Source organism: uncultured Chitinophaga sp., from assembly GCF_937898475.1.
Classification (GTDB): domain Bacteria; phylum Bacteroidota; class Bacteroidia; order Chitinophagales; family Chitinophagaceae; genus Chitinophaga.
The window spans coordinates 1-13,515 of record NZ_CALEJS010000029.1; the positions used below are offsets into that span (position 1 = coordinate 1).

Here is a 13,515-nt window from a genome sequence, read left to right on the forward strand (position 1 = left end):
ATTATATCATTTATTTTTTCGCTAATTTGGGTGGGCTGTAGCTTTGCACAAAAGCCGATCACCCCTCCTGCCACCAATGGACAAGATTCTCTTTTTAATTACCATTTTAAAATATTAGACTCAGTCGTTAATGCTAATGTAAAGGATACAGTTTACTATTGTTGCACTCAGCAAATTGCATTCATGGAAGAACATACTAAGATAGAGTCGAAATCGGATGGAACTTTGCTAGGAAAATTGAGTTTCAGTAAAAGTGATTGGGAGAAGTGGCATAAGTGGTACAAAGAACACTATCCACAATAAGGATATGATTAATTAAAAGGGCTAGTCAACTTATTTTTATTTTATGACCAGGCAGTCCGCATATCTGTATGCATATTTAACATCCTTTCTGTACGTTGGAGTAGGAACAATATCCGTATTGTCGATGTATCCGGATAATTTATTGTATGGGGAATGGGTAATGTGGGGCCTTCTTATTACCCTGCCAGTAAACTTCATAAGCTGGAGTATACTATATGCAGCTCCATCACAAGCGCTTATGGTATTATTTGTACAGACTGCAATCTTCGCTCTCACTGGCGCGGTGCTATACAGACTGCTTTTTAGAAGATACATTTCAAGTTAGCATAACGTTAAAGTCAAATGGTAACGCCGCGTTTCCGTAGCCAGGAACATCCAGTCACATGAAATCACTATACTATTATCTGTTTATTTTTCTGGGTTCTTTTAACACCGTCCATTCTCAGAAGGAAACAAACCTTACAAACGCAATTATAAAGTACGAAAGTTTTGCAACATCTACTTCAGAGGCATATCCTCGACCTGGAAGGCAACAAGATCGAACTATGGGAGCCTGCCGGTAAACCCTGGCGTTCAGGGATACGTCACAATCCCAATCTTCACAAACTGCCCATACGCGTTCTGCCACCAGATGTTTCCCTGGCGGTCTACCCCATACATAACATTGCTGGAAGCAAAGATCCAGGCAAAGCGGCTGTCTGCAGACCCCTGCTTTTGCCCTACCACCGCCATTTGTCCGTTACTGGCATTGTATCGTAATATCAGGTTGGTATCGGTAACATAATAGGCGTTCGCATCTCCGGTTAGCAGGCATTTGGATACATACGTCACCGTATTACCCGGATTAGCCGGTATCGCCGGCGGACGTCCGGCGCCCGAACCACCACCGGCAGATCCCTCCCGGGCTTTGTACCAGCCTACGGCTATGGCCTCCAGGCGGGCGCTTTTTACCGGGTGCGTACCGGACACGCTGTTTTCAGATGCAATGGTATTCATGGCCAGCTGGGCCTCTGCCAGCGATGCCCCCATTTTGGCCAGTACAAAGCCGGAGAACTCATCTGCTTCCAGCTCTATAGAAGGACGGCTACCCGTGCTCTCCAGCGTATGCCCGTTCAGGTGATGCCCTATTTCATGGGCCAGGATGCTGATGGATGCCCAGCGCGAATTGGTCATGCTGTTCACCTGCCCTATAAAGCTTTGACTGTACAGGATATACCGGGTAGACCCATTGATCACCGCTGCTGCATTGGGCACATTGGCCGCGTTGATCTGGAAATTCTTCTTTAATCCCACCTGCGAAACAATCCTTTCAATAATTTGCTCCGCTTCCTGGCTGGAGCTGAAACCATATACGCTGCTGGTCATCGATTCACCGTAATAACTGCAGGTACCCGATAAATTGATGTTAAGCTGCACCTGGGCATAACTTCCCAGGGATAACAGGCTGATAAATAATACAAATATCGTTCTCATGGATTAGGATTCCCGAAGTTAAACATGACGTCCTCCAGGCGGTACCCCGAAGCGTTTGCTCCGGCAGATCCTGCGCCTGTATAAGTGTTGCCCGCGTCGTAATTGTTAATATGCCGGTTATTCGCCTCCGTCACTGCCAGGGTAGCGGGATCGGTGTACAGGGAATACTGGTAGGTATTGGAACCGTTCTTCAACACCCGGATCCTGTCGTATATTGTGATCACTTTTGAGAGGCGGATCTTTGAACCATTGTCAGACAACATATAACCTGCACTGGTATAGCGCTGTACCTGGTAAGGATCATTCAGTGTTGCGCTGTTCTTCGGCAGCAGGAAATACGTGTACAAAGAGATCTCAATATTGTAATCTCCCGGGAACAGCGTTACCTGCGATGTGGTCCAGGTATTGTTGGCAGACGCCTGTAAAGGGGCCTGTACCGCCTGCACACGGAGATTGATATTGGCCATTTCCATCTTAAACTCCGGACCCGGCGGCAATAAAGTAAATGACAGTCCTACCTTGCCGCTGAGCGGGATAGCCGCCCGGATCGCATCCGCCAGCGCCCTGTCGTCTATGTTCTCCAGCAGGTATTGCCCATCTTCACCATGCCGGTTCTTCAGGTTGGGATTGGCCCCATGCTTTACCAGCAGCTTCGCCAGCGAGTAATAGCGTTTCTTCAGCGTGTAGTTTAATAAAGGCTCCATATCCTGACCGGTAACCTGGTTCGGACTAGCCCCCAGCAGCAGGCAATAGCGGGCATTCTGCAGGTTATTACCGGTCACCATCCGCACCAGCGTATTATCTATGATAAAAGGCGTGGGACGTGTAGTGCCAAACAGCGCGTTCATCTGCTGATCCCGCGCTCCCTGCAGCACATTAGCCAGCATGGGGAAATTATCGATCGCCGTCTGGTAGGTATACCGGGATGTCCTGATCACATGCTGCGAATAAAAATCATTCGACGTAGTGGTATAGGTGGATTGTATGGAGGCAATATAAGTGTAGGAACCGCTGGCAGAACTTTCGGCAAAAGATATACCGGAAGACAGGAAACCCAGGATGTCGTCCTTCGCCAGGCTGCTCAACGCATCCAGGATGTTGATCTGTGCCGTATGATCATCAGCTCTTACCGCATCAATATATTCCTTTGACAATTTCCCCAGGGTGGGGTTATTATGCTGGTTGGCCTGCGTGATCAATTTCTCATGCTGGGCGATCAGCTTCTCCTTGGAGATCTCCTGCTTACCCATAATATCGTCCAGGAATTTCAAAGTGCTTTCATCCGGATCGCGCAACACCACTTCCAGTTTGGTATCATACTTGGAACTCGCACTGGTGTTGATCCTTTCTTTTTCGATGGTTTTCACATAGGTGCTTCTGAAATCCATCCACAGTATTTTAGTTCCGCTTTTCTTAACCCGCCGTATCACCTCCTTGAAAACATCCACCTTGATGTGGGTCAGCGCCGTCTGCGAAAGGTTTAAGGTAGCGCCGCTGAAGGTCTGGTAAGGAAACTCATACTCCAGCTGTATCTTAAAGTCGGCGTTCTGGATATTGCCGTAAATATCATCATCCGGCTCAATCCTGAACTCACCGGTGTATTCTCCATCCACATAGGTATTTGCAGGGATCTCCACACTTTGCTTTACTTCGCCGTTCACGATCAGCACAGCCTTCAGGTTGTTGATCTTCGGGATTATCAGCTGGTACTGACGGATGCTGTTCAGGGTAAAACCACTTCTGACAAAGCCGCCGGACTGCAAGCTGTTGTACACATCATCTTTAAAGCTGGCCGGCAGTTTAGCCGTGTTACCCATTACCAGGAATTTCAGCAGGATCTGTCCGTCGGGTTTCACTACCAGCAAATTGGAAGTATTGACGCTGGCGCCGCCAAACTCGCCTACAAAGGAAGGGCCGTATAGCCGTGGCAGTACATTTATTCTTCTGTCGGTAGTAGCTGCGGGAGCGTATTCAATCCAGCCTTCAAAGCCGTGTACTTTGAACCAGGGGTATTCTGCAGCCTGTGCTTTCCCGAAAAATGCTCCCAGCCATGTAATGATCAATAGGGTAGTCAGATAGATTTTGGTCATGCGCTTTGTTTATTGTCCCGTAATGTGCATTCAAATGAATATAGGGGCTCACGGGCAAGTTAAGACAGTTTCAGGCGGCAGCAATTGCACTTTTGTGTTAAAAAAAGCCTGCTTCCGGTGGTGCTTACTGAAAGCAATTGCGGGATCTTCAGAAAAATGCAGGAAGGTTTCGTCTACAACGTGATAGTGTTTTTCCGGCAGGTCTGCTACCTGCTTATCATTACTACATGCGGCCAGCCTGGAGATCAGGTCTGTATAATTGGCAATAGGCATGTGTTGGGGGTTGATGAATATCAGATACTTACCTGTATCCCTTCTCCCTGCGGAAAAGTAGCTACGTACTCATATTTCTCTTTTAAAGCGGGCAGATCCCAGCAACGGTTATACGCAGTTTTATAGTTGAAGATCAGTTCTGTGCCAGGGCCCTGCAGCCTTATCACCCTGGCTACCGTTACCTGTGAGGGATGTTTGTAGATGGAACCGTTGGTAGAGATCACAAATCGTTTACAATCCAGTTTGGCAATCAGCTCCGGACTGGTATTATGCGCGCTGGCATGGTGCGAAAGCTTTACCAGGTCTACCGGCGCCTTGCCTTCGTATAGTTTGTTCAGTGAGCGTAATATCACACCCGGAAAGGAGTCTCCGGCAAACAGTACCGACTTCCCGCCATAGCTGGCTAAAAAAGCGATGCTGCTGCCGTTGGCGGCCGCCTCGTCTTCATGGAACACCTCTTCGAACAGGGCATCCACATCCGGTTCGTCGGCGCCAAAGGGCTCAATGCCATCGTCCTGCGGTTCCTGCAAACCAAAGCCGGGAACCAGGTTGGCCTTCTCCACTTCCTTTTCCCATTTGTTGCGCAGTTCTGCCAGGTTCTCCGCGGTAGGGCTCAACAGGCAGATCCGCATGCCGCCATCCAGCGTGATCTCCGGCAAAGAAGCGCCATCCCGCACCATCACTGCCTTTCCATCAAATACGGTATTCCAGGGCAGGCGATGTTTAAGAATGGCAGCCGTCAGTCTTTCGCCCTGTACGGCGCCGAAGGGCTCTACAGGATCATTGTCCGGAAGGTGGTGCCAGCCGTTGAACCAGATGCTGCCCACGCTGAAATCCAGTGTGTCTTCTTCCAGCAGGCTTAAGATGCCTTCCAGATGGTCGCGGTCAATATGGGTTACTACGATCAGTTCAAAATGCTTGTCACCCGGCACTGCATCCAGCAGTTCGCGGATATGTTTTCTGGTTCCGCTGGTGCCGCCGTCGATCAGGATCCTTTTGGTATTGCCTGCTTCACCGTATTCAATCCAGATGGAATCACCATATTTTGCGGGCAGAAAGTTGACCTGGAATATCATGGGGTATGCGTTTACGTTATTTTCTTCACCGGCCTGTTTCCTGTAATGCCTTCCTTTTTAGTGCCCCCGGGCTGGTCGGGATAAGCGCCGGTAAACGTGGTGGTTTCCTGGCTCATGTCTGCATAAGCCATGTATTGTTTCACGCGGCTGAGCGCTGCTTCCACCGGTTGATCATCCCGCTTGAATTCAAACGACAGCATTGTCAGTCCATCATACAGCAACCGCAGTCCTTCGCTGTAGATAGGGATGCCCCTGTTCACGGCATCGATCAGGCGTTGCCGGATAGTCTTGATATTGATGTTTGCACCTCCTTCCTGGATCAGCTGCCAGGCATGGATGATAGCGCCATCGGGCATCCAGTTAAACCAGTTGGCCAGGTTATTGGCCCAGTCGTGCATTTTCTGCAACTCGCCCGTTTTCAGCAGGAAATAGCCGCCGATGGCCGCCGCCGCAGGGTCCTGCATTTTGCTGTATAGCAGCCCTTCCGCATCCTTTACCGAAGAAAGGGTTTTGGCCCTGGCCATATCGCCAGACATGATCAGCGAGAGCAATACCTGCGCTTTCTCATTGCGGGTGCTGATGGAAATATCCAGCCCGGGCACCACGTTTTCCGGACCTTCTGCAATCTTTATCATGCAGGCCAGCTCGGAAGGAGGGAGGCACACAAAAACAGATGCTTTACCCGGCACTTCCACTTCCAGCAGCTGCATTTCCCGGGCCACATAAAAGTGGTAAGTCTCCCCGTATTCATCTATAAATGCATTGTTGATGGGTATATCCTGGATAACCGTCCATACGTCATTCATCAGTTGCCAGCGGTAGCCGTTGATGTGGTTGAGGAACCTGGCGGATTCTTTATTGCCGCCGCCTCTGAACGCAATACTCTCCGGACTGTTACCCGCACTGGCTTTGGTAAGGTAGGCCCATTCCTGCGATTCCCGCGGACTGAACTGCCCGATATCGAAACCCAGGGTGCTGGCCTGTCCTTCCTGTATCTGCACCACCTGTTCCAGGTGTTTGCCGGAGGCCAGGTGCAGGCGTACCATGTATACACCGGGCGGCAGGTCCTGTTGCCAGGTGCGGTTATTCAGCCAGGCAGACTGCTGCACGCGCAAATCGGTACCCATGATCTGCAGGTGTTTGGGGATGATGGCCGATTCGGGCGTGTGGGAGTCTATCACTACCTGCAACTGGCCCTGCCTTTGTATGGGTGCGGAAGTGTTCATTACATGCAGTTTAATACCTGGTTAACGGATGGGGGCATTACCTGGCGGAAGATGGCGTTCGACTTATACTCTCCGCCGCTGAAGCTGGCTTCTATCTTGTACAGCCCTGCCTTGATCCTGGTTTCCCAGGGCGCGCCCTGCGGGGGCCGCCGTTCGCCCTGGTTGGTATTGGGGTCCAGGCAGGACAGCTCCGCATAGGCCAGTGCATCGTCTGGTGTACAGCTTACTTTCAGCGGCACCATGGGTGGTTTGCTGAAACGGATGATGTCTGTAGTATCGCTGGTGGTGCTGATACATCTTTGCGGGTAGCCTTCTCCCGGCGCTTCCAGCTGCAGGAAACTGTTCATCTTATAAGACAGGGTACCGGTGGCAATCCGCCATTCGCCGATATCGTTATTGCTGGCGTTTCCTTTCAGAGCGCCTATCAGGGCTTTGGTATAGAAGGACACTTCGTTCTTTTTGCCGTAGGCGCTTTCATTGGCCGCCGCTGCTTTCTGGGTGAGGTTAAAGGCGCAATCCTTTGCCAGCAGGCTGGGCGGCTCAATGGGATTGGCCGGCAGGTCTGTCTTCAGCATATCGGAGGTAAGCTGTCTGCAGGCGTCTACAAAAAAGAGCTGCGTACGCGCTTTGCAGGAAAAGAAGGCGCGCCGCGTCATATCGAAAGCGAAGGATCCTTTCCAGGGATTGTCCGGCCGCTGGCCAAAATCTTCTGCCAGCAGGTAATGTTCTCCTTTATCCAGTCCGTGTCCGCAGAAGAAAAAGATGGCCACGTTTTCAGGATCACTGTTGCATAACTTTTTCCAGTCCAGGTAAGCGTTTTCTATATTGGCGATGGTGGCCGGTTCCAGTGCCTTCCCCGCAAACAGGTTGCCGGCAGAAGGGTCTGGAGACACCAGTACATTGATACTGCCCAGGGGCTTGATCCAGGCGCCTTCCTGGTGCAGCGCTATGGCCATGTTGTAGAAGGCTTCCGCAGATACCGGTGGCGAGCTCAGTTGGCCCAGCAGCTGCGCACCGTCGAATGTCTGCGGAACAGCGTTGGCGCCGCCATTCAGGAAAGGGTAGCCGCCTACGCCAATGATCAGGATGTGCGTCTGGGGGACCGGTTGTATTTGATCAAAATACAATGCCATATGGGTAGTTTATAGTGTGGTGATGTGGAAAGGCAGGGAACATGACCTGGGGTATTGTTTGGTGGGATAAAGATAAGGATATTCCGGATTGGAAAAGCCGGTGATGGTTAATTCGGGTAGGTAACGGAAGTTAAATGACACTAAGAAATTTATTCTTTGGGGGATCAAATACCCTGCAATTTATTAAAAGAGGCAGGCTGGTTATCCTGCCGGATGGAGAAACGGCAGATCGCCATTGCTTGCTGTAAAATGTTTGGCAACGTTTTGCGCATCCGGCGGAGCGGTTAAATATAACAGCAAGAGAAGGAAGGCCACGGATTAAAATTCAGCCACAGCGATGATATTATGCGTCCGGAAACGGACACCCCTGTTCAGCGCCGGACAGCCTCTGCGTGCTGAACATACGCTTATTCAGCCATGACACGTTATCGTCATAGCTGGCAACATTCTTGCTGCCCCTCCACCATGCTACGCAACTATTTTAAGATCGCCCTGCGTAACCTGCAACGCAGAAAAGCATATACGCTGATCAACGTCCTCGGTCTTGCCCTGGGCTTTGCTTCCGCTATCCTGATCTTCAGTTTTGTAAAATACCATCTCAGCTTCGATACCTTCCATACAAAGAAAGACCGCATCTACCGCATTGTCACGGAAGATCATATGGAAAAGGTCTTCTACTATCCCGGTACCCCGCCGCCGGTTGGGAAAGCCTTCCGTAACGACTATGCCTTTGCAGAAATAGTGTCCAGGGTTTATGTAATGGACTGGCAGCAGGTATCCCTTCCTTTTTCCGCCGGCAACCAGCGGTTCCTGGAGGAGCGGGGAGTGGCATTCGCAGAACCGGGTTTCTTTGATATACTCGATTTCCCATTGATAAAGGGAGACAGGAAAAATATCCTCAGCGCACCCAATACCGCCCTAATCACCGAACGGCTGGCAAAGAAGTATTTCGGAACAGCAGAACCCCTGGGAAAGATCATCCGTGTTAATAACAACCAGGATTTCCGCATCACCGGTATCCTGGCCGACCTGCCCGCGAATACAGACCGCAGGCAGGAGATCTACCTTCCCTTCAGCAGCCTGAAAGACTATAACCGCTGGGCAGCCGGCGATCATGGCTGGGGCGGTGTAGCTTCCGATTTCCAGTGTTTCGTGCTGCTTAAACCAGGTGTCTCACCCGCTGCTGTTAACGCGGTGTTCCCGGCTTTCTCGCGCAAATACTATGAAGGCGACTATCAGCTGGAGTGGCAGTTCAAACTGCAGCCGCTGTCTGATATCCATTTCAATCCTGCATTTGATGGCAGGATGTCCAGGAAAAATTTATGGGCTTTATCCTTTATCGGTGTTATCCTGATCATCACGGCCGCTGTAAATTTCATTAACCTGGCTACGGCGCAGGCGCTGAACCGCGCCAGGGAGGTGGGCATCCGCAAAACACTGGGCAGCCATCGCCAGCAGCTGTTCTGGCAGTTCATTGCCGAAACGGCGCTGATCAATGTAGTGGCCCTGCTGCTGGCCTTTGTATTGATCCCGCTGGCGCTTCCTTACCTGGGCGTATTGTTCGATATTCCCATCAGCATCCGCTTCTTCCGGGACGGGTACCTGTTGCTGTTCCTGCCACTGCTGCTGGTATTGGTGATCTTCCTCTCCGGCGCTTACCCCGGACTTGTCATCGCCGGTTTCCAGCCCGTACGGGCGCTGAAAGGGGCATTAACGCAGCAGCATGTAGGCGGCTTTTCCCTGAGAAGAGGGCTGGTCATTACCCAGTTCGTGATCTCGCAGCTGCTTATCATCGGCACCCTGGTGATCGTTTACCAGATGCGGTATGTTAGCCAGGCCAACATGGGCTTCCGGCAGGACGCCATCGTGCTGTTGCCGCTTCCCTCCTCAGAGAAATCACAGATAAGCACCCTGCGCTCGGAACTTTCCAGGCTGCCGGGGGTGGAAAGCCTCACCTTCTGCAACCAGCCGCCCATAGGCGAGGGCGGCGGCCGCGAAATCGTATACGATACACGCACCCGGAGGGAGAATTACGATGTGGTGTTGAAAATGGCCGATGAGCATTACCTTTCCACCTTCGGTGTACCGCTGCTGGCGGGCCGTAATTTGTACCCTTCTGATACCATCCGGGAGTTCCTGGTGAACGAGACGCTGGTTAAAAAACTCGGACTAAACAATATTGAAGAAGTGCTTGGCAAGAAAGCCATGATCAACGATGTGAACGGCCACATTGTAGGGGTGATCAAAGATTTTCACAATGCGTCATTGCACAGTCCCATCCGTCCATTGTCCATCTCCACAGAGATCAGGGCTTACCATCACTGTGCGGTGAAGGTTAATACAGCGGCGCTGCAGCGCACCCTGGCAGCGGTACAAAGAAGCTGGGAACAAATGTTCCCGGATAATATTTTCAGTGCTGAATTCCTGGATCAGCGCATTGCCGGCTCCTATAAAATGGATCAGCGCATCCGGCAGGTGATCCAGACCTTTACCATCGTAGTCATTTTTATTGCCTGCCTGGGTTTATATGGCCTGGTATCGTTTATGGCTGCCCGTAAGACAAAGGAAGTGGGTGTTCGCAAAGTATTAGGCGCCAGTGTGCAGAGCATCCTCTGGCTGTTCGGTAAAGAGTTCATCCGCCTGCTGCTGGTGGCTTTTGTGATTGCCGCCCCGCTGGCCTGGTGGGTGATGAACAAGTGGCTGGAAACCTTTGCCTACCGTATTAGTCCGGGTGCGGGTATTTTTCTCCTGGCTATAGCTATTACATTGCTCATTGCCTGCCTGACGGTGGGATATAGTACGGTCAAAGCAGCGTTGATGAATCCTGTGAGGTCGCTCAGGTCGGAATAACTATTTTTCTATTTTCCATTTACCGGCCATCATAGCGTTGGTTTTGTCCAGCAGATCGCTTGTTTTATAGCTGAGGAATGCGGATAACGCCTTTAAACGGGCTGCCCGTTTTACGTTGGCTACCGTTCTTGGGTTTCTATCTTTGTGCGCCTGTTCGGCTTGACTTCTGATTGCTGCAAGCGCTTCCGGTCCCTGACCCGGGTTTTCAAATTCTGCCTTGTTCACCTTCGTTGTACCGATTGCTTTGGCTTCTTCATTGATAAAGTTGTCGTACGACGTGTCTCCATGACCTTCGGCTATATGTTCTCCATGCTCCTGGTCATTTGTAAGCCCCATTGCAGCCGCATATTGTCCTTTTGACAGTTCAAAGGCATCTTCTCTTCCGGGGCGAGGTATGCCGCCGAAAGCCTCATAAGCGCCCATTGCCGACAAGGCGGCCGTCTGCACTTCCACTATTTCGATTCCCATTCCACTTGTAAACCTTGCAAACTCATTCATCAGCACGGTTCCCAGTCCCAGTCCTTCCGGCTGCGCTTCAAAATGTCTCAGATCAATGGCGCCGTTTGCTACAACAAATTCTATATTCCCGCTGATCCTGGGGTTCTCACTGCTGATTTCGAGATTATTTCCCCGCTTGACAATAGAGAAGGCGATTTCAGGCCTTGTTGCTGAAGTGTACATTTCTCCACCGGTTCTATAAGCGGCCGTTCTTATTTCAAGCTGTTCGTGGCTGATCAGGTTTTCAAGGTCGGGCAGCACGCCGCGTATACCCGCTACCCTTTGGGTGGTATCTCCTACATGCCCGGCTTTCCATACGGCGATCAGTGACTGCATCTCATGGAGCAGATCCCAGCGGTTTTGCAAGGCACGGGTGGGCAGGATTTTATAATCATTTATCGCCCCCTTTATCTTTTTCCAGGTGCTGAAAAAGCCGGGTTCGTGCTGCAGTATAGTAGCTATTTTGGGCGATCTTGCCCAGTCCTGCGGGGTTCTTTGTACTACGGGAGTTGCGGTAGTGCTGTTATGCTGAAGTTGGACAGGCACCGCGGGCATGGATCTGCCGCCTGTGGCTGTGGTGTGCGCAGCGGCGCGGGAGGAGGTGCCGGTCTTTGGTTGTGCTTCATGGATCATAGAGGGATAGTTGTGGGATAAATATAGTGAAATTGCGGGAAATGACTTTTAACCATCACAGCACCACCAGGTTATTCTTCACCGCATACAACACCAAACCCACGCGGGTAGATACATTCAGTTTTTTAAACACTGCTTCCCGGTAACCGTCTACCGTACGTTCGCTCACAAACATCTCTTTAGCTATTTCCTGGTAACTTTTTTCACTGCAGGCCTTGCGGATAAAATCCATTTCCCTGGCCGACAGCTTCACAAATGTATTCAGTTGTGAATTTTCATTCACCAGCTGTGTGATGTTCCGCATCACGGTGCGCGTTACCTGGTCATTAAAGAAGAAGCCGCGGGAGAATACCTCGTCAAATGCCAGCTTCAGCTCTTCCGGTTCGGCATCCTTCAGCACATATCCCTTTGCGCCCTGCCGGATCATTTTGATGATGGCGATCTCCGATTCCATGGTGCTGAGCGCCAGTACATGGATTTCGGGGTGATGCCTTTGCAGCCATTCGGCTGTTTCATAACCATCCATACCCGGCATGGAGATATCCAGGAGGATGATATCCGGATGGCGTTGATATTTCAGGCGTTCAATCATTTCCCGTCCGTCGGCAGCTTCGAAGAGTACCTCATAGCGGGGAAAGAGGTTGATCAATGCGCTCAATCCCTTGCGGAACATGGTATGATCATCAACAATGGCGATATATCGTGTATCAGGCATACGGTACATTTATCTTAATGGACGTTCCTTCTTCCGGCTGGCTGATGATGGTGGCGGCGCCTCCCATCAGGCGTGCCCTGTTGAGGATATTCTGCAGGCCGAGGCCCTCTTTATTTGTCAGTGCAGTTGCAACATTGAAGCCCTTTCCGTTATCGTGTATGTTAATCTGCAGCTGCTCCGGAAGGTATAGCATATCAATCTGCACCCGGGTAGCGGCAGCATGTTTCAGGATGTTCAGGCTCCTGGCAATATTGCGCAGGGCAGTGAAGGCGGTGCCGATGGTGTCTTTTATTGCGTGCAGTTCTTCCTGCCCCCAGGTGGCCTGTTGTTCCATGATGTTCAGCTGTACTTTTGCGTAGCTGAGCAGCTGTCCTACGTTGTCGTGGATTTCCTGGCTCACGGCGTTGAGGGTTGCCTCCTGGATTTCGAGCCTGGACTGGAGCAGCTGTTTTTCAAAGGCGTCCTGTATCTGTTGTTTTTCCCTGGCCATCTGCAGTTTTTTGTTGTTGTAAGACCATATCATTACCAGGAAGAGAATGCCGATGAACAGCAATACAATGGTAATGGCTATGATGATAACAACGATCTGGCTTTGGGGATCCTGCATAAAATAAAGGCGTAACTATAACCCAGGTATAATATAAAATTGGGGAGGGGCATGATGGCCTTGTACAGGCTTTTACCTCCTAACATCACTTTGTGGTCCTGCATATATTGCTGCAGCCCGAGTATTACCAGCGTGATCAGCGCAAAGAGCAGCAGGCCGGCGTTGACCCAGAAATAGGGGTCCTGCCACAGGTTTGGTCGTATGTCTTCCCGCAATGCCAGTCGTAATAGTATAAAGCAGGAGAGCACGATGGTAAGAATCTGTATCAATATTAAAGAAAAAGTATTGAATACAAAAGGACCCTGTAAAAACAGGTAATTGAGCAGTATCACCAGCATGCAAAGGAAGGCGATACCCCGGAAGGTGAGCCGCTCATTAGACCGCATACGGAGCATTTGTCCCATGAGGTAAAGCCGGAAGGGTGTTTCCAGTAACAGGTTCAGGTTATAGATGGCATGGTTGGATAACCACGGTATATAGCCAAGCGCACGGTAGTTGGCGCCGGTTACCTCTATGAGGTTCACGATCACCAGCATGGGCAGAAAAGCGGATAATTTATATTTACAGAGCCCCTCGTAGCACAGGATGGCTACGAGGAGACTCAGGAATTGGGTGTATTGGTACAGGTGTATATGCAT

General features: G+C 50.7%; 12 protein-coding genes. 2 read left to right on the forward strand and 10 right to left on the reverse strand.

Translation table 11 applies throughout. The features are described 5' to 3' along the window. The coding region (locus Q0577_RS19090; protein ID WP_298739121.1) for a hypothetical protein at positions 1 to 303 on the forward strand (303 nt) is incomplete at its 5' end. A 573-nt stretch (positions 304 to 876) separates the two neighbouring features. Here the strand turns inward: Q0577_RS19090 and Q0577_RS19095 are convergent. From Q0577_RS19095 to Q0577_RS19120, 6 genes are read right to left on the reverse strand one after another with little or no spacing between them, the layout of a single operon-like run. Continuing rightward, positions 877 to 1,776, reverse strand: a complete 900-nt coding sequence (locus Q0577_RS19095) for a M48 family metalloprotease (protein WP_298739123.1) — start codon at positions 1,774 to 1,776, stop codon at positions 877 to 879. After that, positions 1,773 to 3,866 carry a hypothetical protein gene (locus Q0577_RS19100; RefSeq protein ID WP_298739125.1) on the reverse strand — a complete coding sequence of 698 codons (2,094 nt, stop codon included), beginning with the start codon at positions 3,864 to 3,866 and terminating at the stop codon, positions 1,773 to 1,775. The genes Q0577_RS19095 and Q0577_RS19100 overlap by 4 nt, the downstream gene beginning before the upstream one ends. Positions 3,867 to 3,914: 48 nt before the next feature. After that, positions 3,915 to 4,139: a hypothetical protein gene (locus Q0577_RS19105; protein ID WP_298739128.1), complete on the reverse strand. Its 225-nt coding sequence runs from the start codon at positions 4,137 to 4,139 to the stop codon at positions 3,915 to 3,917. 20 nt (positions 4,140 to 4,159) lie between these two features. After that, positions 4,160 to 5,215: a hypothetical protein gene (locus tag Q0577_RS19110; protein WP_298739130.1), complete on the reverse strand. Its 1,056-nt coding sequence runs from the start codon at positions 5,213 to 5,215 to the stop codon at positions 4,160 to 4,162. An 11-nt stretch (positions 5,216 to 5,226) separates the two neighbouring features. After that, the gene (locus Q0577_RS19115) at positions 5,227 to 6,441 is read right to left on the reverse strand and encodes a hypothetical protein (protein WP_298739133.1); all 1,215 of its coding nucleotides are present in this window, start codon (positions 6,439 to 6,441) and stop codon (positions 5,227 to 5,229) included. Further along, the gene (locus Q0577_RS19120) at positions 6,441 to 7,574 is read right to left on the reverse strand and encodes a caspase family protein (RefSeq protein WP_298739135.1); all 1,134 of its coding nucleotides are present in this window, start codon (positions 7,572 to 7,574) and stop codon (positions 6,441 to 6,443) included. Before Q0577_RS19120 ends, Q0577_RS19115 begins: the two co-directional genes overlap by 1 nt. A 465-nt stretch (positions 7,575 to 8,039) precedes the next feature. On the opposite strand from Q0577_RS19120, the gene Q0577_RS19125 reads away from it, so the two are divergent. Beyond that, positions 8,040 to 10,424: an ABC transporter permease gene (locus Q0577_RS19125; RefSeq protein WP_298739136.1), complete on the forward strand. Its 2,385-nt coding sequence runs from the start codon at positions 8,040 to 8,042 to the stop codon at positions 10,422 to 10,424. Here Q0577_RS19125 and Q0577_RS19130 read toward each other — a convergent pair whose 3' ends face one another. The 4 genes from Q0577_RS19130 to Q0577_RS19145 are packed head-to-tail and all read right to left on the reverse strand — an operon-like array spanning position 10,425 to position 13,515. Then, positions 10,425 to 11,555: a hypothetical protein gene (locus Q0577_RS19130; protein WP_298739138.1), complete on the reverse strand. Its 1,131-nt coding sequence runs from the start codon at positions 11,553 to 11,555 to the stop codon at positions 10,425 to 10,427. A gap of 55 nt (positions 11,556 to 11,610) precedes the next feature. Continuing rightward, a complete protein-coding gene (locus Q0577_RS19135) occupies positions 11,611 to 12,270 on the reverse strand; it encodes a response regulator transcription factor (protein ID WP_298739140.1) in 660 nt (219 codons plus the stop codon). After that, positions 12,263 to 12,877, reverse strand: coding sequence for a histidine kinase (locus Q0577_RS19140; protein ID WP_298739142.1), 615 nt, complete (start codon positions 12,875 to 12,877; stop codon positions 12,263 to 12,265). Before Q0577_RS19140 ends, Q0577_RS19135 begins: the two co-directional genes overlap by 8 nt. After that, positions 12,838 to 13,515 (reverse strand): hypothetical protein, encoded by a 678-nt coding sequence (locus Q0577_RS19145; RefSeq protein WP_298739146.1) that lies wholly within the window; start codon positions 13,513 to 13,515, stop codon positions 12,838 to 12,840. Before Q0577_RS19145 ends, Q0577_RS19140 begins: the two co-directional genes overlap by 40 nt.